This is a genomic window from Streptomyces zaomyceticus (genome assembly GCF_014656215.1).
GTDB lineage: Bacteria > Actinomycetota > Actinomycetes > Streptomycetales > Streptomycetaceae > Streptomyces > Streptomyces zaomyceticus.
The window spans coordinates 45,706-69,137 of the sequence record NZ_BNBZ01000035.1 but is presented as its reverse complement, the minus strand read 5'-3'; the positions used below and the strand labels follow the sequence as shown (position 1 = coordinate 69,137).

The following is a 23,432-nucleotide window of genomic DNA, read 5'->3' as shown; positions in this document are numbered from 1 at the left end:
GCTTGTGTTCCTACTCCCCCGTGACCGGACTCCAGGCCCGGTCGATGTGCAAGCTGCACATTCATCATGCTCACGACGGGTCCGTCGGATCACATGGAAGACGGCTTTGTTACAGCCCTCGCACGAGCGCGCAGCCTTGGCGTGACCCTGCAGGGCGCCGATCGCCAGTAGGGCGAACTCCCTTGTCACTCCAGGCCCTTGGGTGCGGTCACCCACCGGTACGCGCGGCGGCGGCCGCCTCCGGTCGGTCGTCGTCCGTGTCGTAGTCGACCGTGCCCGAGGTGACATGGCCGGCGAGCCCGAGAAGGAGGAAGAGCCAGACCAGTACCTGCGCGCCGGTGCTCAGGCGGAGGGGATGCGTCGCGGAGTACCCCGGGCGGGCGGCGGTGTCCGGGGCGTCGCCCAGGAGTCCCTTGGGATACACCGGCGTCAGCAACGTCGCGTAGGCCGCCAGCCGCATCCGGTACCGGACGACGGCCGCCGTGGCGCCGAAGACCGGCTCGGGCAGGCGGCCCAGGACGATGCCGATCAGCCAGAACACCCAGCAGACGGCGAACCAGCCGGACTGCGCGAGGCTGCTGACGATCGCCGCCGGAATCATCAGGATCAGCCGGAAGAACACGGCGAGCCGATTGAGCGGGGTGGCGCGCAGTTCGATGCGCACCGGGTAGTCGGGGGCGTCGAAGGCGAACGGCGGGTAGTGGTCGACGAGCAGGGCCGCACTGGCCATGACCCGGGTCTGATAGGCGAGGACCGAGCCGAGGAAGGAGGCGATCGGGTCGGGCAGCCGGCCCAGGACCAGGGCGCTGAACCAGCCGGCGATCGTGACGAAGAACGCGGCGAAGGACAGCAGCGCGACGACGACGAACTGCGGCAGGAGCAGAAGCCAGCGCAGCAGCACCGTCCAGCGGCGCTGCTCCCCCGGCGGGGGCACGTCCAGAACGGGCCGCCATTCCGCTCCCGCCACATCGGCCGAGGGTCGCGGCTCCCACTCTGTCGCCATGGCCGCCTCCGCCTCTCCCGCATCCACGTTTCCGGGTCACGTCGATGGTGACGCAGCCGCGCGGCCCGCGCACCGCCACAGGGCCACTCGGACCACGGCGGACTCCGCGCGGGGAGCGGTGGTCGTGGAGGCTCGCCGGGAACGACGACGCGTTCTCAGGCCGGAGGGTCGGCGACGGGGTAGGGGACGAAGGTGCTGGTGTTCTGGTCGATCCGGAGTGGGCGTCCGAGCGGCGGGGCGCCCCGCTGGGGGCAGTCGAGCCGTTCGCAGACGCGGCAGCCCATGCCGATCGGGGTGGCGGCGGCCGCGTTGTCGAGGTCCAGGCCGTCCGAGTACACCAGCCGGTGTGCGTGCCGCACCTCGCAGCCGAGGCCGATGGCGAAGGTCTTGCCGGGTTCGCTCCAGCCGCCCCGGTGGCGGGTGAGGGCACGCGCGGTCCACAGGTAGCGCTGTCCGTCGGGCATGGCGGCGACCTGGACGTGGATGCGGCCGGGCGCGGCGAACGCCTCGTACACGTTCCACAGCGGGCAGGTGCCGCCGGCGCGGGAGAAGTGGAAGCCGGTGGCGGACTGACGCTTGGACATGTTCCCCGCACGGTCGACCCGGACGAAGGAGAAGGGGACCCCGCGAAGTCGCGGGCGCTGGAGGGTGCTGAGGCGGTGGCAGACCGTCTCGTAGCCGAGACCGAAGCGGTCGGTGAGCCTCTCGATGTCGTATCTGAACTCCTCCGCCGCCGCGTGGAAGGCCTTGTACGGGAGGATCAGCGCGGCCGCGAAGTAGTGCGCGATGCCGATGCGGGCCAGCCGGTGGGCCGGGCCGCCGGGTGGGAAGTCCTCGGCCGCCTGCCGGTCCAGGCCGTCCCCGTACTCCAGGAGGGCGAGCTGCGTGGCCATCCGGAAGGCCCGCTGCCCGGGGCGCAGCCGCGACGACAGCCGCAGGGTCCGGGTCTCCTCGTCGTAGGAGTGCAGACGGTCGCCCGCGTCCGCCGAGAAGCGCACCCCGTGGTGGTCGGTGAGCCGGGCGGTCAGGGCCCTGAGGATGTCGCCGGGCCTGATGCCGATCTCCGTCGCGAGCGCCTCGGCCGCGAGGTCGGTGGCGTGGAGGTAGTTCTGCCGCCGGTAGAAGAAGTCGCGGATCTCCTCGTGCGGGGAGAGCGGCAGCTCCGGGTCCGCGCCTCCCGGGTCCGCGCTTCGCGGGTCCGCCGCTTCGGTGAGCCGTTCGGCCAGGCGATGGTTGCGCCGGCCCAGATCGACCAGGACCTGGGCGACCGCCGGCAGACGTGAGGCGAGGTCGGCCAGGTCGGAGCCGGTGACCCGGGCCGCGGCAAGCTCCCCGGACAGTGCTTCGCGGAGGTCCGCGACGAGGCGGCCCGTGTCCCGCTCGGAGAAGAAACCCGGGTCCACCCCGAAGGCCTCGGTGAGCCGCAGCAGCACGGGGACCGTGAGCGGTCTGGCGTCGTGCTCCATCTGGTTGAGGTAGCTGGGAGAGATGGCCAGGGTGCGGGCGAGCTCCGCCTGGCTCATCCCGCGATCCTCACGCAGTCGTCTGAGCCGCGCCCCCGCGTACGTCTTGCCCACCCACGGTCTCCCACTCGCTCGGAACGTCTGCGCCAAGGCTACGCGGGCCGAGCCCGCTCACACCCTTAACAGAATTGGCAATACACGGCGGTCGACTTGGCAGAACTTGGCACAGGTCCACGGTTGTTGACACTCAGTGCCAATGCAAGAGTCTGAGTGCGGCCCGCCGGACCCGACAGGTCCAGGGCTGGACAGGAACCCGATTCATGCCCTGACTTCGGCCATTCCGGTCCGTAGAACCCTGGGTCGGCACAGATTGCTCACCTCCGCCCGTCCGGGTTCCGGCGGGTCGCATCCCTCAGACGAGACACGCAGTGCCAGGCCGAGCAGGGGGGCTGGCGGCATTGGCAAGAACGCAACCGAAGGAGACGGTGACGGACATGGCAGAGTCGACGACGCGGGCGGCCGAGCAGCTGGCACGACGCTGGGCGACGGACCCGCGCTGGGCGGGGATCGAGCGCACGTACACGGCGGAGGACGTGGTACGCCTCTCCGGCAGCGTCCGCGAGGAGCACACGCTCGCCCGGCGCGGCGCCGAGCGGCTGTGGCGGCAACTGCACGAGCTCGACTACGTCCACGCGCTCGGCGCGCTGACCGGCGGGCAGGCCGTGCAGCAGATCCGGGCCGGGCTCCAGGCGATCTACCTGTCCGGCTGGCAGGTCGCCGCCGACGCCAACCAGGCGGGCCACACCTACCCCGACCAGAGCCTGTACCCGGTCAACTCGGTGCCGCAGGTGGTGCGCCGGATCAACAACGCGCTGCTGCGCGCCGACCAGATCGCCACCGCCGAGGGCGGCTCGGACGGAACCGACTGGCTCGCGCCGATCGTCGCCGACGCCGAGGCCGGCTTCGGCGGCCCGCTCAACGCCTTCGAACTGACCAAGGCGATGATCGCGGCCGGCGCGGCCGGTATCCACTACGAGGACCAGCTGGCCTCGGAGAAGAAGTGCGGCCACCTCGGCGGCAAGGTCCTCGTCCCCACCGCCCAGCACATCCGCACCCTGAACGCGGCCCGCCTCGCCGCCGACATCGCCGACACCCCGACCCTGATCGTCGCCCGCACCGACGCCCTCGCCGCCAACCTCCTGACCAGTGACGTCGACGAGCGCGACGCGCGGTTCGCGACCGGTGAGCGCACCGCCGAGGGCTTCTACCGCGTCCAGAACGGCATGGCGCCCGTCATCGCCCGCGGCCTCGCCTACGCCCCGTACGCCGACCTCATCTGGGTCGAGACCGGCACCCCGGACCTGGCGCAGGCCCGCGAGTTCGCCGAGGCGATCCACGCCGAGTACCCGGACCGGATGCTCGCGTACAACTGCTCGCCGTCCTTCAACTGGAAGTCGGCGCTGGACGACGACCAGATCGCCAAGTTCCAGCGGGAACTCGGCGCCATGGGCTACAAGTTCCAGTTCATCACCCTGGCCGGCTTCCACTCCCTCAACCACGGCATGTTCGACCTCGCCCGGGGCTACGCGCAGCACGGCATGACCGCCTATGTCGACCTCCAGGAGCGCGAGTTCGCCGCCCAGGCGGACGGCTTCACCGCGGTGAAGCACCAGCGCGAGGTCGGCACCGGCTACTTCGACCTGGTCTCCACCGCCGTCAACCCCGCCTCCTCCACCACCGCGCTCTCCGGCTCCACCGAGGAAGAGCAGTTCCACTAGGCCCTGTCGTCGGCACACCGTCGCCGCGACCGGCCCCTTCGTGTGCCGGCCGAGGAGAGGGCGGGCGACCGCTCCTCCGCCGACCCGGCCGAACGGGGGCGAGCCACCGCCTCCGCCCGCCCCCGTTCCCCTCGCCGTTCAGGAGAGTTCGATGACCATCAGCGCCCCGGCCCGTCACGTCCGTGTCCTGGCCGCCCCCGGTGACCGCCACGACGAGATCCTCACCCCCGACGCCCTCGACTTCGTCGGCCGGCTCGCCGCCGCCTTCGGCGAGCGCCGCCGGTGGCTCCTCAAGGAGCGCCGCCGGCAGGCCATCCGGCTGGCCACCGGTTCACCGCTCGACTTCCCCGTCGCCACCTCGGCCGTCCGCGCCGACCGCACCTGGAGGGTCGCCCCGCCCGCCCCCGGGCTGACCGACCGCCGTGTCGAGATCACCGGCCCGCCCGAGCGGCGCATGGCGGTGAACGCGCTCAACTCCGGCGCACAGGTGTGGATGGCGGACTTCGAGGACGCCACCGCGCCCACCTGGGACAACATCGTCGGCGGCCAGCTCATCCTCCTCGACGCCATCGAGCGGCGCATCGACTTCACCACCCCGGAGGGCAGGGAGTACCGCCTCGACACCCCCGAACGGCTCGCCACCGTCATGGTCCGGCCGCGCGGCTGGCACCTCGACGAGCGGCACCTGGAGTTCGACGGGAGCCCCGTCCCCGCCTCGCTCGTCGACTTCGGCCTGTACTTCTTCCACTGCGCGCAGCGTCGGATCGACGCGGGTCACGGCCCGTACTTCTACCTCCCCAAGCTGGAGAACCACTACGAGGCACGGCTCTGGAACGACGTGTTCGTGCTCGCGCAGGAACTGCTCGGCATCCCCCGCGGAACCGTCCGCGCCACCGTCCTCATCGAGACGATCACCGCCGCGTTCCAGATGGAGGAGATCCTCCACGAGCTGCGCGAGCACAGTGCCGGTCTCAACGCCGGTCGCTGGGACTACCTGTTCAGCCTGATCAAGACCTTCGGACACCGCACGGACTTCCTGCTCCCCGACCGGGCGCAGGTCACCATGACCGCCCCGTTCATGCGCGCCTACACGGAGCTTCTGGTACGCACCTGCCACCGGCGGGGCGCCCACGCCATCGGCGGGATGGCCGCCCAGGTGCCGAGCGGGGACCCGGCCGCGCACGAGGCCGCCCTCGCCAAGGTGCGGCTCGACAAGGAGCGGGAGGCGGAGGACGGCTTCGACGGTTCCTGGGTGGCCCACCCGGGGCTCGTTCCGGTCTGCCGTGAGGTCTTCGACGGCGTACTGGGCGACCGCCCCGAGCAGATCCGTCGGACCCGGGACGACGTCGAGACCACGGCGACCGACCTGCTCTCCGTACGCCGGATCAGCGGCCCGCCGACCGAGGACGGCGTCCGCACCAACATCGCGGTGGCGCTGCGCTACTTCGCCGCCTGGCTGCGCGGCCAGGGGGCCGTCGCACTCGACGGGCTGATGGAGGACGCCGCCACCGCCGAGATCGCCCGCGTCCAGATCTGGCAGTGGCTGCGCCACCGGGTGACCGACCGGGAAACCGTGCTGCGGCTGCTCGACGAGGAGCTGGCCGGGCTCGGTGCCGAGTATCCGTGGGCCGCGCTCGACGAGGTCCGCGAGCTGTTCGAGAGGACCGCGCTCGCCGCCGAGCTGCCGCTCTTCTTCACCCCAGAGGCGTACGCCCGCCACCTCGTCCGCACCACGGTCACGGAGCCGCGAGCATGAGCGCCGCAGGCACGAGCGACGCGGGCACCGCGGGCATGAGCCCCGCAGGTACGAGCGACGCGGGTACGTCGGACGCCGCCGGCATCCGCCGCATGGGCGTCGTCGGCGGCGGCCGGATGGGCGCCGGCATCGCCGAGGTGTGCGCGCGAGCGGGACTCGACACCGTGCTCTGCGAGGCCACCCGCGCCGCCGCCACCGCGGCCCGCGAGCGGATCGCCGCCTCCCTCGAACGCGCCGCCCGGCGCGGCACGCTCGACCGCGCCTCCGCCGAGGCCGCCCTCGACCGGATCACCGTCACCGCGGAACTCACCGACCTGGCCGACCGGCAGCTCGTCGTCGAGGCCGTCACCGAGGACACCGACGCCAAGACGGGGGTGTTCGCCGCACTCGACAAGATCGTCGCCGACCCGGCGGCCATCCTGGCCACGAACACCTCCTCCCTCCCCGTGATGCGTCTCGGCAGGGCCACCGGGCGTGCCGACCGGGTCGTCGGACTCCACTTCTTCAACCCCGTCCCCGTCCTGCCGCTCGTCGAGGTGGTCACCACCCTGCACACCGCCGCCGAAGTGGCGGCAGCCGTCACGGACTTCGCCACCCGCACGCTCGGCAAGACCGTCATCCGCTCCGGGGACCGGGCCGGCTTCGTCGTCAACGCCCTCCTCGTCCCGTACCTGCTCTCCGCGATCCGCATGACCGAGTCCGGCTTCGCCACCGCCGCCGACGTCGACCGCGGCATGGAGCTGGGCTGCGCCCACCCCATGGGACCGCTGAAGCTGGCCGACCTCATCGGCCTGGACACCGTCGCCTCCATCGCCGAGTCCCTCTACGACGAGTTCAAGGAACCCCTGTACGCCCCGCCGCCGCTGCTCCTGCGGATGGTGGAGGCGGGACTGCTGGGCCGCAAGACGGGACACGGGTTCCACGTGTACGACCGGGAGGAGAGACCCGGTAGCCCGGGCTGAGGGCCCCGGGCGGCGCCGGAGGCACCGGGTGAGGGTCCGGTGCGCGGCGCGCGAGGAGGGCGGGAGGCGTGGAGGCTTCCCGCCCTCCCTGCTTCGACGGGGGCGGCCCCCGCGCCACGGCGCACGGAACTCGCCGACGCTCGACGTCTCATGGCATCGTCCGAAGGATGGACGCCACTCGCCGCTGAGCGACCGGTCCCCCTACTCTGGCGCGTGCAGCTGGTTCGCCCTGTCCGCCAGACAGGATGCGTCGTAAGAGGGAACCCGGTGGAAATCCGGGACTGCCCCGCAGCGGTGAGCGGGAACGACCGCCGTCATACGCACTGGGACCGGACAGCGGTCCTGGGAAGCGACGGCCATTAGGTGCCCGCCGGGAGACCGGCAGGCGTGCCCGCGAGTCCGAAGACCTGCCCGTTGCCCGCACGCGGACGATTCCCGTGCGGACATCTCGGTGACCTCGTGGGCGGGTCGGCGTACACGGCGAGCGGCACGTGCGGGACCCCCGCGACGTGGGCCGCCCGTTCTGTCGTTCTCCTTCGCGTCCGCGTTCCGTCCCCGGGATGTTCAGGACACATCTCGCGAAGGAGAGTTCCGTGACACCGAAGCCCGCAGCCGCGGCCGTACGCGCCACCGTGTACGGCTACCCCCGTCAGGGGCGGAACCGCGAACTGAAGAAGGCCGTCGAGGGCTACTGGAAGGGCCGCGTCACCGCGGACGCCCTCCGGCAGGCCGCGGCCGACCTGCGCCGCGCCAACTGGCGTCAGCTGACCGACGCCGGCGTCCACGAGGTGCCGACCGGCGACTTCTCGTACTACGACCATGTCCTGGACACCAGTGTCATGGTCGGTGCGGTCCCCGCACGCCACCGCGCCGCCGTCGCGGCGGACGCGCTCGACGGGTACTTCGCGATGGCGCGCGGCACACAGGACGTCGCCCCGCTGGAGATGACCAAGTGGTTCGACACCAACTACCACTACCTGGTCCCCGAACTGGGCCCCGACACCGTCTTCACCGCCGACTCCACCAAGCAGGTCGCCGAGCTGACGGAGGCCCTCGCACTCGGGCACACCGCCCGACCGGTCCTCGTCGGCCCCCTCACCTACCTCCTGCTCGCCAAGCCCGCCCCCGGCGTCGCCGCGGACTTCGAGCCGCTGACCCTCCTCGACCGGCTGCTGCCCGTGTACGCCCAGGTGCTCGCCGAACTGCGCGCGGCGGGCGCCGAGTGGGTGCAGCTGGACGAGCCCGCCCTGGTCCAGGACCGCACCCCGGCCGAACTGAACGCCGCCGCCCGCGCGTACCGCGACCTGGGCGGTGCCACCGACCGGCCCCGGCTGCTCGTCGCCTCGTACTTCGACCGGCTCGGCGAAGCCCTCCAGGTACTCGCCGCGGCACCCGTCGAAGGCCTCGCGCTCGACTTCACCGGCGCCGCCGCCGCGAACCTGGACGACCTCGCCGCCGTCGGGGGGCTCCCCGGCAGGCGCCTGGTCGCCGGTGTGGTCGACGGCCGCAACATCTGGATCAACGACTACCAGAAGTCCCTCGCCACGCTCGGCACCCTGCTCGGACTGGCCGACCGGGTCGACGTCTCCGCGTCCTGCTCACTGCTGCACGTCCCGCTGGACGCGACCGCCGAACGCGACGTCGACCCGCAGATCCGGCGCTGGCTGTCCTTCGCCCGCCAGAAGGGCACCGAGGTCGCCACCCTCGCCCGCGGTCTCGCGCAGGGCACCGACGCGATCACCGCCGAGCTGGCCGCCAACCGCGCCGACCTCGCCTCCCGAGCCGGCTCCGCCATCACCCGCGACCCCGCCGTCCGTGCCCGCGCCTCGGCCGTCACCGACGCCGACGGGCGGCGCTCCCAGGGGTACGCCGAGCGGTCCGCCGCCCAGCGCGCCCACCTGGACCTTCCTGTGCTGCCGACCACCACGATCGGCTCGTTCCCGCAGACCGACGAGCTCCGCACGGCCCGCGCCGACCTCCGGGCCGGACGGATCGACGCGGCCGGCTACGAGGAACGGATCAAGGACGAGATCCGGGAGGTCCTCTCCTTCCAGGAGAAGACCGGCATCGACGTCCTGGTGCACGGCGAGCCCGAACGCAACGACATGGTGCAGTACTTCGCCGAGCAGCTCACGGGCTATGTCGCCACCCGGCACGGCTGGGTCCAGTCGTACGGCACTCGCTACGTCCGGCCCCCGGTCCTGGCCGGCGACATCTCCCGCCCCGGACCGATGACCGTGGGCTGGACGACGTACGCCCAGGCGCAGACCGCGAAGCCGGTCAAGGGCATGCTGACCGGTCCGGTGACCATGCTCGCCTGGTCCTTCGTCCGCGACGACCAGCCGCTCGGCGACACGGCCCGGCAGGTGGCGCTCGCCCTGCGCGACGAGGTGAACGACCTGGAAGCGGCAGGGACTTCGGTCATCCAGGTCGACGAACCCGCCCTTCGCGAGACCCTTCCGCTGCGCGCGGCCGACCACGCCGCCTATCTGGCCTGGGCGACCGAGTCGTTCCGCCTCACCACCAGTGGGGTCCGGCCGGACACCCAGATCCACACCCATATGTGCTACGCGGAGTTCGGCGACATCGTCCAGGCCATCGACGACCTGGACGCCGATGTCATCAGCCTGGAGGCCGCCCGCTCCCACATGCAGGTCGCCGGTGAACTGGCCGCGCACGGATATCCCCGGGAGGCCGGCCCCGGAGTCTGGGACATCCACTCCCCCCGGGTCCCCGCCGCCGAGGAGGCCGCTTCCCTGCTGCGCAAGGGACTTGAGGCGATCCCCGCCGAGCGGCTCTGGGTCAACCCCGACTGCGGGCTGAAGACCCGTGGCTGGACCGAGACCCGTGCCTCGCTGGAGAACCTCGTCGCGGCCGCGCGCGAGATCAGGGCGGAGCTGACGGCCGGCAACGGCTGATGCTGTGAGGTCCGGGCCGGACGTACCACCGTCCGGCCCGGACCTCGGTAGGACGGCTGCCGGGCGTCCCGCCGGGGGCTGTCCTCAGGCGACTCGCGCGGGTGGCGCGGCGAGTGGGTTGAGGGAGGCGTAGGCGAGGGGTGCGGACGGGTCGACGGACACGTCCAGCGGCGCCGGTTCGGCTCCGGAGCGTACGAGGAGGTCGCCGACGGCGGCGATCATGGCGCCGTTGTCGGTGCACAGGGTCAGGGGCGGTACGCGCAGCTCGACGCCGGCCGCCGCGCACCGGCGCTCGGTCAGGGCGCGGACGCGGGAGTTCGCGGCGACGCCGCCGACCACGACGAGCGTCTTCACGTCGTACGCGCGGCAGGCCGCGAGCGCCTTGCGGCCGAGCACGTCCGCGACGGCCTCCTGGAGCGCGGCGGCGGCGTCGGCGACCGGGAGCCGCTCGCCCCGGAGGTGGTGCTTCTCCACCCAGCGGGCCGCGGCGGTCTTGAGCCCGGAGAAGGAGAAGGCGTACGGGTCGTCGCCGGGCCGGGTGAGGGGCCGGGGGAAGGCGACGGCCTTCGGGTCGCCGTCGCGCGCGGCCCGGTCGATGGCGGGGCCGCCGGGGTAGGGCAGACCGAGGATGCGGGCGACCTTGTCGAAGCACTCCCCCGCGGCGTCGTCGAGGGTGTCGCCGAGGTGCAGGATCGGATCCCTTACGAGGTCGCGCACGAGGAGCAGGGAGGTGTGGCCGCCGGAGACGATCAGCACCACGCACGGCTCGGGCAGCGGGCCGTGCTCCAGGGTGTCGGCGGCGACGTGCCCGGCGAGGTGGTGCACCCCGTAGAGCGGCACCCCCGCCGCGTAGGCCAGGGTCTTCGCCCCGGCGAGCCCCACCTGCAGCGCGCCCGAGAGGCCGGGCCCCGTGGTGACGGCGACCGCGTCGATCTGGCCGAGCCGGAGCCCCGCCCGGTCGAGCGCCTCCCGGACGACCGGGTTGAAGGACTGGAGGTGGGCCCGGGCGGCGATCTCCGGCACCACGCCGCCGAACCGCGCGTGCTCGTCCATGCTCGACGCCACGACGTGCGCGAGCAGCTTCCCGTCCCGCACGATCCCCGCACCGGTCTCGTCGCACGACGACTCGATCCCCAGCACCACCGGTCCGCTCACCACAGCACTCCTTCTGCACATACCCTGTACTTGCAATATATGTGCAAGAAGCCTTCGACCGGCGCGGCCACGGGCGGGATCCCGGGTCCGGTCCCGGGATCAGTCCCGGGGGCGGGTGGCCGTGACGACGTAGTAGTCGAGGATGCGCTGCTCGTAGGCCTTCAGGAAGTTGCGCGGCCATGTGCCCGGCTTCCACTGGTCCGACAACCAGCGGTCCCAGCCCTGCCACACGTCAGGCCCGATGGATTCGGCCCGCGCGTCCGTCAGGCCGGCCCGGGTGAACGCGTCGGTCACGAGCGTGACGGGACGCGCGATGTCCAGCCCGTCGGCGAACGTCTCCAGGTACGACGCGAGCCGCGCCCCGTGGGCCGGGTCGTCGTCCGGGGTGAAGAAGCTCGCGACGACCACCCGCCCGCCGGGTCGCAGCACGCGGGCCGCCTCCCGGGTGAAGGCGGTCATGTCGTCGAAGTGCTGGGCGGCCTCGACGCTGTGGACCACGTCGAACTCGCCGTCGTCGAAGGGCATCCGCTCCGCCGCGCCGCGGACGAAGCGAAGCCCCGACGGCGAGGTGTCCAGCAGATCCGCGTTGGCCCGGCGGGCCCGGTCCAGCTGTTGCGGATGGATGTCCATACCGGTCACCCGCTCCGGACCGTACTCGCGCAGGGCGAGCGCGCAGCCGACGCCGAGCCCGCAGCCGACCTCGACGATCCGTCGGCCGGCGAGCGGACCGGCGGCGTCGAGCACCTGCCGGTACATGTCCTCCTGGCTGCGGACCCGGTCGTCGACCGTGAGCGGCCCCGCGAGGTCGATCGAGCGCCAGTAGCCGAAGTTGATGAACCCTCCGGCGAACACCGGGACCGCACTGAGGTCGGCCGGACCGTACGTCTCCCGAACAGCGGCCCGCATTTCCACCGGCTCCACCACCCGCGTCACCTCCGCGATCAGTCTGACGGCCGGAGTCGGCCCTGTCGACGGCGCCTCGCCCGGGCGACCCGAAAGGGCGCGTGCTCCGAGCGGCCCCCGCCGGCCGGGTCCGGCACGGCGCCCCGCACGTGGCGCGGTGACCGGGTGGCGAGCGGTGGCCCCGCGTCAGCGGTCGGGGGGATCGCCCTCCGCGCTGCCGGGCCCCGCGCCCAGATACGCCTCCCGTACCACCGGGTCCGCCCGGACCTCGGCCGCCGACCCTTCGGCGAGAACCCGTCCGAGATCGAGCACCACGACACGTGAACACAGCTCCATCACGAAGGCCACGTCGTGCTCGACGAGCAGCACAGCGCAGTTCTCCTCCTCGGCCGTACGGCGGATGACGGCGGCGAGTTCGCGGCGTTCCCCGGCGGTCGTCCCGGACGCGGGCTCGTCCAGGAGCAGGACCCGGGGCGGATCGGCGAGCGCGCGGGCCAGCTCGACCATCCGGGCCTGGCCGACGGGCAGGGCTCCGGCGTACGAGTCGGCGAGTGCGTCGAGGCCGCAGTCGTGGAGCACGGCGGCGGCCCGCTCCCGCCGGCGGCGCGTTTCGGACCTCGCTCCGCCCCGCCAGTCCTGGGCCACGACGAGATTGTCCGCGACGGTCAACTGACCGAAGAGCTGCTGGCGTTGGAAGGTGCGGCGGACACCGTGCCGGGCCCGCCACGACGGGGATCGGCGGGTCATGTCCGTACCGTCGTACTCGACCGTTCCGGCGTCCGGCCGCCGTATCCCGGACACCACGTCGAACAGCGTCGTCTTGCCGGCGCCGTTGGGCCCGATGAGGCCGCAGATCTCACCGGGGCCGACGGAGACCGTCACGTCACGCAGGGCGTGGACACCGCCGAAGCGTACGTCGATCCCGCTCGCGCGGAGCAGAGGCCGGTTCATCGGCGGACTCCCGTCCCCAGGTAGGCCTCGGCGAGCCGGTCCCGGTCCACTTCGGACCGCGGCCCGGACCAGGCGATCTCACCCTGCGCGAGGTACGCGACGGTGTCGGCGATGCCGAGGACCTCGGCCGCCTTCTCCTCGACGAGGACCAGCGCGGTGCCGTGGCCGCGGAGTTCGGTCAGGAGACGGAAGACCTCGTCCACGACGCGCGGGGCGAGGCCGAGGGAGGGTTCGTCGGCGACGAGGACCGCCGGCGGCCGCTGGAGGAGCGGGGCGAGGGCCAGGAGCTGCTGTTCCCCGCCCGACAGGGACCCCGCGGCGACGGCGCGGCGGGCGGCGAGCGCGGGGAACCGCGCGTACACGGCGTCCCGGTCCTCCGCCGCCGTCAGCTGCAGGGCCAGGTTCTCCTCGATCGACAGCCCGGCGAAGATCCCCCTCCCCTCGGGAGCCAGCCGTACCCCCCGGCGCGCCCGGGCGACCGCCCCATCGCGCGTGGCGTCCTCGGCCCGCACCCGTACGAGGCCGCCGGCCGGCCGCAGCAGCCCCGCCGCCACCCGGCAGAGGGTGGACTTCCCGGCCCCGTTGGGGCCGAGCAGCACCAGCACCTCACCGCCGCGCACCACGAGATCCACCCCGCGCAGCACGGGCGCGCCGCCGTACCCGGCGTGCACACCGTTCAGTTCGAGCGCGCCCGGCGCCTCGCCCTGGCCGCCTCGCGACCCAAGTGCGGTCGGCGCCCCGCCGTGGCCGTCGCTCGAGTCGCGCACGCTCGGCGCCGCGCCAGGGCCTTCGGCCGTTCCCGGTGCGGTGCCGGCGGCGCCGACGGCGTACGGCTCGACCGTCCGCGCGAGCAGCGGCGCGGACCGGCCCCCGCCCGCCCGCGCGGTGGCGGCGGTCCCGCTCCGCGCCACCGTCCCCCGTTTCACGGCGTGCCGGGCCGCGCGTCTCGACGGCAGCGCGGCGCAGTATCCGTCCGGGTCGTTCGCCAGCGCGAGCCCGGCCAGACCGAACAGGATCACCGGCAGATGCGGGGACTCCGTCACGTACGTGGTCAACAGATGCGGGGCCACCGCGAAGACCAGCCCCGCCACCACCGCGAACTGCGGCCTGCGCACCCCCGCCGCGACCACGACGGCCAGCCACACCAGGCCCGTCATCGCCGTGAAGTCCGTGGCCGTGATCCGGGTGTTGTACGAGGCGTACAGCACCCCTCCGAAGCCCGCGAGGCCCGCGGACACCGCGAACAGCAGCAGTTTCGTCCGTACCACCGACACCCCCGACGCCGCGGCGGCCTCCGGGGCCGAGCGGACCGCCAGCATGGCCCGGCCCCAGCGGGAGCCCCGCAGCCGGGTGAGAAGTGCGACGAGCACACCGCTGAGCAGCACGAGCGCGAGCCCCATGGCCCGGTCGTCGCCCAGGTCCACGGGTCCGGCCACCGGCCGTGGGATCTCCCACCCGGTGTCGCCGTTGCGGAGCCATCCGAGCTGGAAGAGCACCTGGTCCGCCAGGAAGGCGAGCGCCAGGGTGGCCAGGGCCAGCGATCTGCCCCCGAGCCGCAGGGCGGGCAGGGCGACCACCGCGCCGAGCAGGGCCGCCGCCGCGGTACCGACCGCCGCCGCGGCGAGAAAGGGCCAGCCGTGGCTCATCAGCAGTCCCGCGACCAGGGCCGCTCCGGTCACGAACGTCGCCTGGGCCAGCGACACCATCGCGCCGAGGCCGGTGACCACGGTGAACGACATGAACACGAGCCCGATCGCGAGCCCTTGGGCGAGGATCCCGCTCCAGAAGGGGGTCGTGACGGTGTAGAACGCCGTGCCGAGGAGCGCGCCGGCCACCACCCACGCTCCCCAGCGGCGCCCCCACCCCTTCCCGGCCAGATACTCCACCGGGGGTGGGTCCGCGGCGGCCGTGCCCGCGGCGCGGCGCCTTCGGCGCACCAGGACGACGAGACCGGCGAAGAGGATGAGGAACGGTACGGCCGTACGGAAGCCGGTGATGCCCTCGGCGAACGACGCGTACCCCGCCACCAGGTTCTGCAGCACCCCGAGGCCGAGCCCGCCGATGAAGGCGAGCGGCACGGACGCGAAGCGCCCGAGGACCGCCGCGGTGGCCGAGACGAACAGGAACAGCGTGTAGTCGTGCGCGGAGAGCCCGAGGAGCGGGGTCGCGAGGACACCGGCGAGGCCCGCGAGACCCGACGACAGCATCCACGCCGTCGAGGACAGCCGGTCCGCGCTGATGCCGCGCAGTTCGGTGAGCGCCCGGTTGTCGACCGCGCCCCGCAGTCGCAGGCCGAGCCGGGTGTGCCGCATCAGGACCCACAGGGCGGCCGCCGCGAGGGCGGTGGCGATCCAGGTGATCAGCTGGTCGGAGTCGATGCCCACTCCGTCGAGCGGCTGCCAGGACACCGCGGGGCTCGGCCCGACGCCCGGCAGCCCGAACTGGTTCTCGGCGGGCAGGACCGGGGCGCCCGCCCGCTCCAGGAGTTCGACCACCCACAGTCCGGCCGCGGGCAGCGCGACCAGGAGACCGATGGTGGCCACGATCTGCGCCGTCTCGCCGACCTTGGCCAGCCGTCTGAACATCAGTCGGTCAAGTCCCCAGCCGAGGCCGGGCGCCACCAGGAACACCAGGAGCAGTGCGGTGGGGACGGCCGGCCAGCCGAAGCCGGAGTGGAGCTCGTAGAACGCCAGCGCACACAGATAGGCGGTGGCGCCGTGCGCGAAGTTGAAGAGCCCGGAGGCGGAGTAGGAGAGCACGAGGCCGGTCGCGAGCAGCGCGTACAGCGCGCCCGAGACCAGCCCGCTCAGGATGAATCCCAGCAGGTCACCCACGTGAAGCGCCCCTCAGCCGAAGGGGATCGGCGGATAGCACCTGAACGGCACGGCCACCTCGTAGCGCCCGTTCTCGAGCCGCACGAGCGCGCCGCAGCCGAAGCTCTCCTTCTGTCCCTTGGGCAGCGCACGGTCGCCGACGAGCGTGCCGGTGTCGGAGAACCCGGACGCGGCCTTCTGGAAGGACTCGGTGGTGAGGTCCTTCCCCGCCTTCGCGGCGACGGAGAGGAAGAGGTCGGCGCTCATGTACCCGGTGAGCATGTGCATGTTGAGGGGTACGTCCTTGCCCCCGGCGGCCTTCCTGATGTCGGCCTTGAACTGCCGCATCGCGGGGGTGTCCGACTCGAAGGGCTGGAACTGCAACAGCACATGGACCCCGTCGAGGGCCTGCTTGGTCGCGTCCTTGGCGAGCAGCCCGGGGTCGTAGTCCGTCGGGTCGGAGATGAGCCCCTTGTAGCCGGACCGCTTCAGCGCGGTGAACAGGCCGATGTTGTACGGCGTCTGCATCACGGAGACCACGGCGTGCGGCGCGCCGCCGCCGGGGCCCGAGCGGAGGATCTCCTTGGTGTACGCCGACCAGTCGCTGGGCATCGAGGTCGCCGGCACCACGGCCTTGGCGTACGGGACCTGGAAGCCGGCCGCCTTGAAGCCCTGGGTGAAGGTGCGGATGCCGAACTTGCCGGCGTCGTTGTCACCGGCGATCAGCGCGACGGACTTGCCGCGCGCGCCGCCGAGGACGGCCGCGAGTCCCTCGGGCCAGGTCTGGTTGAGCGTGCCGCCGGGCGTCGGGACGAGGCAGCCGTTGAAGCCGTAGAGGTGCGCGGGCCCGCAGAACGAGGGGAGCGTGCCCCAGCCCACCGTCGGGACCTGCTGCGCGTCGAGGAAGTCGGCCCCCGCGAAGGTGACCGAGCTCATGGGAGAGACGGCGAAGACCTTCTCCTGCTGGACGAGTTTACGGGCCGCGGCGAGGTTCCTGGCGGGGTCCTGGCCGTCGTCCTCGGCCCCCAGGTACTCGATCTTCCGCCCGTTGACGCCGCCCTCGGCGTTGGCCCGGTCGTAGCGGGCCCGGGCACCGAGGTCGGTGTCCTTCTTGGAGTAGCCGCTGGCGGTCGTCATGGAGACGATGCCGCCGACCCTGATGGTGTCGGCGGTGACTCCGCGTACGGAGGAGGGACCGCTTCCGCCGCTGGAGGCGGAGTTGCAGGCAGTGACGAGGAACAGGGCGAAGGTGGCGGCGATGAGGCGCAACGGTCGAGGCACGGGCGATCCCTCCGTCGGGTGACCGCATTCTGTGACCGGAGGGATGAACCGTCAATGACTGATACAGCGTCAATTGACGATCCGTCAGAATCTGATCGGATCCTCGCCCCGCCCCCGCCGCCCCGTGCTCCCACCGAGCCCCTCGTACAGGTGGAGGATCGCGTCGAGCGCCTCGCGCAGGCCGGTGGGGCGCAGAAAGCCGACGCCCGGCCCGCGCCCCGCCCATCCCGGTCCCGCGAGGACCACGAGCGGAGTCGTGCGGGCCCCCCTGACCCCGGACGCGGTGTCCGCCACCGACGTCGCGAGCGCGTGCGCCGCGGTCGACCGCGCCTGCGACCAGAGGACGACCGCCGCCGGACCGGATCTGCGCACCACCGCGATCAGGGCTTCGGCGGGGACCGCTCCGCCGAACATCCGGTACGGCAGCCCCCGTTCGGCGAGTCCGGCGGCAAGGGCCTCCAGGGGCAGCGTGTGGGCCTCCGCCGGCACACAGGCCAGCACCACCGGGTTCGTCGCGTCGAAGGGGCCCGGGGAAGCGACGGCCCTGCGTCTCAGCGCGGTCGAGACGTGCCACGACAGCAGGTGTTCCACCTCGACGTAACGGTCGCCCGAGGACGCCCATTTGCGTCCCACGGCGTGCAGCGCGGGAGCCATCACCTGCTCCCACGCGGCGACGAGACCGTAGTCGCGGACGACCCGCTCCAGCAGGGACTCCATCGCGGGACCGTCCAGGCGGACGGCCGCGCGCGCCAGCCCGCGGCACTCCGGTGTCACGCTGCCGAGGGGGAGACCGTTGCCCGAGCCCGGCTGACGCCCCCGGGATGAAGGCGACGGCAGCGGCGACGGCGGTGTCGGTGTCGGTGTCGGTGGCGCCTCCCGCAGCTGCGGTGCCTGTGATGCCTGTGATGCCTGTGGTGTCTGTGGCTCCTGTGGCGCCTGCGGTGTCTCTTGCACGAGCGGCGTCTGCCGTGTCTGCGCCGTCTGTGGTGTCTGTGGTGTCTGCGGTGTCTGTGGTGTCTGCGGTGTCTGCGAAGCGACGGGGGTCTCGGGTCGGCTCCCCGGTCCCTTCGCCGCCGCCGCCCCGGGACCGCCGCGCGTGGCCCGGGCGGCCCGGGCGGCCTCGCCCGGGGGAACCCCGGCCGCCGTGAGGCGGCACATCTCCTCGAGCATCGCGATGTCCCCGGGAGCCCAGCGCCGATGCTTGCCGTCCGCCCGGACCGCGGGGCCGATCCCGTACCGCTGGTCCCAGGAACGCACGGTCGTCGGCGACACTCCGAGGCGCCGGGCCACCGCACCGGTGCTGATGGCGTGCGCTGCTTCTGCCATGGAACCCTCTTTACGACGCATCAACGATGCGAATCATCCGGGACGTCGATTCCAGCGCCGGCGCGACCGGTCCGCCGATCCCGGGTCAGCGCTCGTACTCGGCGACGGCGGACGGCAGGCGCTGGGCCACGGCGTCCGCGAGCCGTTCGAACTCGCCCCTCAGGAAAGGTGTCGCCAGTCTGGCCAGGCCTTTGAACCGGAGCGACGCCCGGTACGTCAGTGAGGTCCCTCCGGCCGGGCGTGCCTCGAAGAGCATCTCGTCCTTCGCCACCACGGTGGAGTTCGTTCCCACGAACACCAGACGGGCGGGCTCCCTGACCTCGAGCCGGTAGGAGAGCTCGGTGGTGCGCCCGCGGAAGCGTGAGGTGTTGTGCCAGGTGGCACCGGGTCGCACGGCCCCCTCGTCGACCCGGACGCAGTGCACCGTGCCGGGATCCCATTCCACGGTCCGCCCGAAGTCCTCCAGATAGGCGACCGCGCTGTCGAGCGGGGCGGCGAGGAGGATGTTCCGTTCCACCGTGATCACTGTGCGACCTCCTGGTCAGGTCCCGAAGATCCTTGTGATCCTCACTCGTCCTTTCCCCCGGAGAGCCACGTGCGGATGCGGGGCGGGTGGGCCCATGCGGGGAATCCTGCGCGGCCTCGGGTTCGCAGCGGTCGTACCGGGACCGGAGCGGTCGCCCGGGATCGGACCGGTCGCACCGGTTTCTGCCGCACCGGATAAACGCTGCGCAAACGATGCGTCTTGAGTCCCGACTCCCCTTCGCCGGAACCTGAGAGCGCCGGGAGGTGCTCGCCCGGTCGGTGGACCGCCCCTCGCAGGAGCGGCGGCCCTCGCCTTCCGGCCCGCAGGACGGGCGAGAGGAGTCGTCATGATCACAACGCTCGGCGTACCAACCCGCCCCGGCCCGCCGGCCTCCGACGGTGGCCGTTCCCGCCCGGGCGGTCGTGCGCAGTCACCACCCGACCGCCCGGCACGCGGGGACCGCACCGCTACCGCGTCGCCGGCGGCGCAGATGTCGCCCGCGTCGCACGAGCCGACCGACGAGGAGATCGGCAAGGGACTCGTCCAGGGGGACGAGAACTGCCTCGCACTGGCCTACCGACGCTGGGGCGGCCTCGTACAGACCCTCGCGACCCGTGCGATCGGGGACGCGCGTGAGGCCGAGGACGTGACCCAGCAGGTCTTCCTCGCCGCCTGGCGGGGCCGCGAGGGGTACCGCCCGGAGCGCGGACCCGTTCCCGCCTGGCTGGTCGGCATCGCCCGCCGCAAGGTCGCCGACGCTCTCTCCGCGCGCACCCGCCGGACCGAGCTCGTCGCCGCCGCCGGCGCCGCGCTCCCCCCGCACGTGGTGTCCGCGGACGGCACCGAGCACGTACTGGACCGGGTCGTGATCATGGGTGAGCTCGCCCGTCTGCCGCGTGTGCAGCGCGACGTCCTCACCCTCGCGTTCTTCGGGGACCTGACGCAGACGTCGATCGCGCTACGGACCGGCATGCCGCTCGGCACGGTGAAGAGCCACACCCGGCGGGGGCTCGCGCGACTGCGCGGCAACCTCGCTCCGGACCCGGCGGGCCGCGCTTCGGCCGGCCGGCCCTCCGCCCGGCAGTCCGCGGCGACCTCGCCGGGCACCGTCGGCACGCCCTCGGGCCACGCACCCATCCGCAGGCCCGACGGCTCCGAACAGCAGCACAGGCATTCCGCGCAACCGGCGTGCGGAAGCCGACGTACATGAGGGGGCAGGGAATGAACCGGCGCAGCGTCGCGGTGATCGGGTCGGGAGTGGCGGGCCTGACCGCCGGGCACGTGCTCTCGAAGGCGTACGACGTGGTCCTGTACGAGGCCGACTCCCGGCTCGGCGGCCATGCGCACACGCATGAACTCGCGACCGGAGCGGGCGGCATACTGAAGGTGGACACCGGCTTCATCGTCCACAACGAGCGCACCTACCCGTACCTCCTGAGACTCTTCCGCGAACTCGGTGTCGACACCCAGGACTCCGAGATGAGCATGTCCGTACGATGCGACGGCTGCGGCCTCGAATACGCGGGCGCGCGCGGCCCCCGCGGGCTGCTGAGCGGCGGGAACCTGCGCCGCGGCCGCCATCTGCGGATGCTCGCCGACGTACCCCGCTTCCATCGGGCCGCCCGTCGGCTGCTCGCCTCGGGGGACGACACCCGGACCCTCGGGGCGTTCCTGCGGCAAGGCGGGTTCTCCCCGTACTTCGTCGGTCACTTCGCCGTCCCGCTCGTCTCCTCCGTCTGGTCCTGCGCCCCGGACACCGCCCTGGAGTACCCGGCGGCCTATCTCTTCCGCTTCCTCGACCACCACGGGCTGCTCTCCGTCACCGGTTCGCCCCGGTGGAAGACCGTGACCGGGGGCTCGTCGGCCTATGTCGACAAGGTGGCCAAGCGACTCTCCTCCGTCCGCACCGCCACGCCCGTACGGGCGGTCGAGCGGGGCCCCGACCATGTGCGCGTGACCACCGAGGACGGCGAATCCGAGGTCCACGCGGCCGTCGTGGTGGCCGTCCATCCCGATCAGGCCCTGCGGATCCTCGCGGACGCTACGCCCGACGAGCGGCGCGTCCTCGGCTCGTTCACCTACTCCCGGAACCCCACCGTGCTGCACCGGGACGCCTCCGTCCTGCCGCGCTCGCCCCACGCGCGCGCCTCCTGGAACTACTGGCTCCCGTCCTGCTCGGCACGCCCCGGGTCCGTTCAGGTGAGCTACGACATGAACCGGCTCCAGCGCCTCACGGTGCCCGAGCCGCACATCGTGACCCTCAACCCCGACGACCGTGTCGAAGAGAGCAGGGTGATCGCCCGGATGGTGTACGAGCACCCCGTCTACACACCGCGTTCGGTCGCCGCCCAGCGTGAACTCCCCGGCCTCGCCACCTCGGTCACCGCCTTCGCCGGCGCCTACCACGGCTGGGGCTTCCACGAGGACGGCTGCCGCTCCGGGGTCGAGGCGGCCCGGGCCCTGGGGGTGAACTGGTGACGTCCGCCGGCACCTCACCACCGGTACCCGCGCTGTACACCTGCGAGGTCGCCCACACGCGTGTGCAGCCGGTCCACCACTCGCTGCGCCGGCGCACCTACCTCTGGCTCGTCGACCTCGACGCCCTGCCCTCGCTGCCCCGCGCGCTCCGGCCCCTCGGCCGCTTCGACGCACGCGACCACTTCGGCGGCCGGGCCCCCACCATCCGGGCCGGCCTCGACGCCTATCTGGCGTCGCACGGTGTGGGAGACGCGGACGGCCGGGTCCTGATGCTGGCCCATGCCCGGGTTTTCGGGCATGTGTTCAACCCGCTCACGGTGTACTGGTGTCACGACCGGGCCGGCCGGCCCGTCTGCGTCGTGGCCGAGGTCCACAACACGTACGGCGGCCGGCACTGCTATCTGCTGCGGCCCGACGCCGAAGGGCGCGCCCAGGTGGCCAAGGACTTCTACGTCTCACCGTTCTTCGACGTCGAGGGCTCCTACCGGATGCGGCTGCCGCTCCCCGGGGAGTCCCTCGACCTCACCGTCCAACTGCGGCTCGGGGACGGGAGCCGGCCGCTCACCGCCACCGTCCGCGGCCGGCACCGCCCCGCCGACGCACGCGGTCTGCTGACCGCCGCGCTGCGCCACCCGTGGTCCACGGCGGCCGTCAGTATCGGCATCCGCTGGCACGGAATCCGTCTGTACCTCAAGGGACTTCCCGTACGTCCGCGACCCGTTCCGCCCACCCGAGAAGGCATGCTGTGACACTTTCCACCTCGTCGGACGCACCCGGCGGCACGACCGGTCGTCGCCCGGCCGTCGATCCCGGACGCTGGCCCGACGTCGTCCGCCTTCCCCGTGCCTCGGCCCCGCGCACGGCCGTCGCCCGGGGTCTCGTCGAACGCGGCCTGGCCCGCATGCCGTTGCGGGTGCGCCACGGTGCCGGGCCCCTGCGTGTTCCCCGGCCGGGCGTCCCCCGGGACGACACGCCCCGGGACGGCACACCCACGCTGACGCTGCACGACCCGGCGGCCTTCCACCGGCGGATCGGCGCCGACGGCCTCATCGGCTTCGGCGAGTCCTACATGGCCGGCGAATGGGACAGCGACGACCTCGTCGGCCTGCTCACCGTGCTCGCCACGCACATCGACGCCCTCATACCGGCTCCGCTGCGCCTCCTCCGAGGAGTCTGGGCGCACCGGCGGCCGCTGAGCGACCGCGGCACCCTCGAAGGCGCGCGCGACAACATCCACCGGCACTACGACCTGTCGAACGAACTGTTCGCGCTCTTCCTCGACCCGAGCCTGACGTACTCCTCGGCCCTGTTCGACACCCTCCCCGCCACACCGGACGCCCTGACGGCGGCCCAGCACCGCAAGATCGACCGGCTCCTCGACGCCGCGGGCGTCCGCCGGGGAACCCGGCTCCTGGAGATCGGCACCGGCTGGGGCGAACTCGCGATCCGGGCCGCCGCACGCGGCGCCGACGTCCTGACCGTCACGCTCTCCGAGGAGCAGCGCGACCTGGCGCTGCGCCGGATCGCCGACGCGGGCGTGACCGGGCGGGTGACCGTCGAGCTGCGTGACTACCGCGAGGTCGAGGGCCGGTACGACGCCGTCGTCAGCGTCGAGATGATCGAGGCGGTCGGTGCCGATTTCTGGCCCTCGTACTTCACCGCCCTGCGCCGGCTTCTCGCCCCCGGCGGCATCGTGGCCCTCCAGGCCATCACGATGCCGCACGACCGGATGCTCGCGACCGCCCGGACCCACACCTGGATCAGCAAGTACGTCTTCCCCGGCGGCCTCATTCCCTCACGGCACGCCATCGCCCGGGAGAGTGCCGCCGCCGGCCTGGACATCACCCACGACCTCGGATTCGGCGACCACTACGCCGAGACGCTCCGTCTCTGGCGGGAGCGCTTCGTCGCGCAGCCCGACGCGGTCGACGCGCTCGGCTTCGACGGCACGTTCCGCCGCATGTGGGAGCTGTATCTCGCGTACTCGGAGGCGGGATTCCGCTCGCGCTACCTCGACGTCCGGCAGTTCCGGATGGTCGCCTCAGGCCCGGACGGGGAGGCTGCCCGGTGAACGGATCCGCCTTCGCCGTCAATCTGGCCGCCGCGGCCGGCGCGGCGC

The 23,432-nt window shown here is 72.8% G+C and carries 17 protein-coding genes and 1 riboswitch; of the genes, 8 read left to right on the top strand and 9 right to left on the bottom strand.

Features of this window, described 5'->3' with window-relative positions:
* Positions 1–208: 208 nt before the first annotated feature.
* Both IE311_RS31290 and IE311_RS31285 read right to left on the bottom strand, forming a co-directional pair.
* Entirely contained in the window at positions 209–1,003 is a 795-nt protein-coding gene (locus IE311_RS31290; RefSeq protein ID WP_189835225.1) for a DUF4389 domain-containing protein, read from the bottom strand.
* Between the two features lie 155 nt (positions 1,004–1,158).
* Positions 1,159–2,580: a short-chain fatty acyl-CoA regulator family protein gene (locus IE311_RS31285; protein WP_189835224.1), complete on the bottom strand. Its 1,422-nt coding sequence runs from the start codon at positions 2,578–2,580 to the stop codon at positions 1,159–1,161.
* Positions 2,581–2,960: 380 nt separating this feature from the next.
* Here IE311_RS31285 and aceA point away from each other — a divergent pair, with 380 nt between their 5' ends.
* The 4 genes from aceA (at position 2,961) to metE (ending at position 9,880) form a co-directional block, all read left to right on the top strand.
* Positions 2,961–4,244, top strand: a complete 1,284-nt coding sequence (gene aceA / locus IE311_RS31280) for an isocitrate lyase (protein WP_189835223.1) — start codon at positions 2,961–2,963, stop codon at positions 4,242–4,244.
* 151 nt (positions 4,245–4,395) lie between these two features.
* Positions 4,396–6,000 carry a malate synthase A gene (aceB, locus tag IE311_RS31275; RefSeq protein ID WP_189835222.1) on the top strand — a complete coding sequence of 535 codons (1,605 nt, stop codon included), beginning with the start codon at positions 4,396–4,398 and terminating at the stop codon, positions 5,998–6,000.
* Between the two features lie 35 nt (positions 6,001–6,035).
* Complete coding sequence (locus IE311_RS31270) at positions 6,036–6,962, top strand: 3-hydroxybutyryl-CoA dehydrogenase (protein ID WP_189835240.1); 927 nt, start codon at positions 6,036–6,038, stop codon at positions 6,960–6,962.
* Positions 6,963–7,165: 203 nt separating this feature from the next.
* Positions 7,166–7,391, top strand: a riboswitch (cobalamin riboswitch).
* Between the two features lie 164 nt (positions 7,392–7,555).
* Positions 7,556–9,880, top strand: coding sequence for a 5-methyltetrahydropteroyltriglutamate--homocysteine S-methyltransferase (gene metE / locus IE311_RS31265; protein ID WP_189835221.1), 2,325 nt, complete (start codon positions 7,556–7,558; stop codon positions 9,878–9,880).
* Between the two features lie 84 nt (positions 9,881–9,964).
* Here the strand turns inward: metE and tsaD are convergent, their stop codons facing one another.
* The 7 genes from tsaD to IE311_RS31230 all read right to left on the bottom strand — a co-directional run bounded on the left by tsaD (position 9,965) and on the right by IE311_RS31230 (position 18,826).
* Complete coding sequence (gene tsaD / locus IE311_RS31260; protein WP_189835220.1) at positions 9,965–11,056, bottom strand: tRNA (adenosine(37)-N6)-threonylcarbamoyltransferase complex transferase subunit TsaD; 1,092 nt, start codon at positions 11,054–11,056, stop codon at positions 9,965–9,967.
* Positions 11,057–11,134: 78 nt separating this feature from the next.
* Entirely contained in the window at positions 11,135–11,941 is an 807-nt protein-coding gene (locus IE311_RS31255) for a class I SAM-dependent methyltransferase (protein ID WP_189835219.1), read from the bottom strand.
* Positions 11,942–12,124: 183 nt separating this feature from the next.
* Complete coding sequence (locus IE311_RS31250) at positions 12,125–12,889, bottom strand: ABC transporter ATP-binding protein (RefSeq protein ID WP_189835218.1); 765 nt, start codon at positions 12,887–12,889, stop codon at positions 12,125–12,127.
* The gene (locus IE311_RS31245; RefSeq protein ID WP_189835217.1) at positions 12,886–15,723 is read right to left on the bottom strand and encodes an ABC transporter permease subunit; all 2,838 of its coding nucleotides are present in this window, start codon (positions 15,721–15,723) and stop codon (positions 12,886–12,888) included. Before IE311_RS31245 ends, IE311_RS31250 begins: the two co-directional genes overlap by 4 nt.
* Positions 15,724–15,735: 12 nt before the next feature.
* On the bottom strand, positions 15,736–16,983 hold the full coding sequence (locus IE311_RS31240; RefSeq protein WP_189835216.1) for an ABC transporter substrate-binding protein: 1,248 nt from the start codon (positions 16,981–16,983) through the stop codon (positions 15,736–15,738).
* A gap of 84 nt (positions 16,984–17,067) precedes the next feature.
* Positions 17,068–18,309 (bottom strand): MerR family transcriptional regulator, encoded by a 1,242-nt coding sequence (locus IE311_RS37400; protein ID WP_189835215.1) that lies wholly within the window; start codon positions 18,307–18,309, stop codon positions 17,068–17,070.
* Between the two features lie 85 nt (positions 18,310–18,394).
* Positions 18,395–18,826, bottom strand: coding sequence for an SRPBCC family protein (locus IE311_RS31230; RefSeq protein WP_308439842.1), 432 nt, complete (start codon positions 18,824–18,826; stop codon positions 18,395–18,397).
* 499 nt (positions 18,827–19,325) lie between these two features.
* Here IE311_RS31230 and IE311_RS31225 point away from each other — a divergent pair, with 499 nt between their 5' ends.
* From IE311_RS31225 to IE311_RS31210, 4 genes are read left to right on the top strand one after another with little or no spacing between them, the layout of a single operon-like run.
* The gene (locus IE311_RS31225; RefSeq protein WP_189835213.1) at positions 19,326–20,045 is read left to right on the top strand and encodes an RNA polymerase sigma factor; all 720 of its coding nucleotides are present in this window, start codon (positions 19,326–19,328) and stop codon (positions 20,043–20,045) included.
* Between the two features lie 11 nt (positions 20,046–20,056).
* The gene (locus IE311_RS31220) at positions 20,057–21,313 is read left to right on the top strand and encodes an NAD(P)/FAD-dependent oxidoreductase (protein WP_229902282.1); all 1,257 of its coding nucleotides are present in this window, start codon (positions 20,057–20,059) and stop codon (positions 21,311–21,313) included.
* Entirely contained in the window at positions 21,310–22,062 is a 753-nt protein-coding gene (locus IE311_RS31215) for a DUF1365 domain-containing protein (RefSeq protein WP_229902281.1), read from the top strand. Before IE311_RS31220 ends, IE311_RS31215 begins: the two co-directional genes overlap by 4 nt.
* The gene (locus IE311_RS31210) at positions 22,059–23,384 is read left to right on the top strand and encodes an SAM-dependent methyltransferase (protein WP_229902280.1); all 1,326 of its coding nucleotides are present in this window, start codon (positions 22,059–22,061) and stop codon (positions 23,382–23,384) included. The genes IE311_RS31215 and IE311_RS31210 overlap by 4 nt, the downstream gene beginning before the upstream one ends.
* The last annotated feature ends 48 nt before the right edge of the window (positions 23,385–23,432 follow it).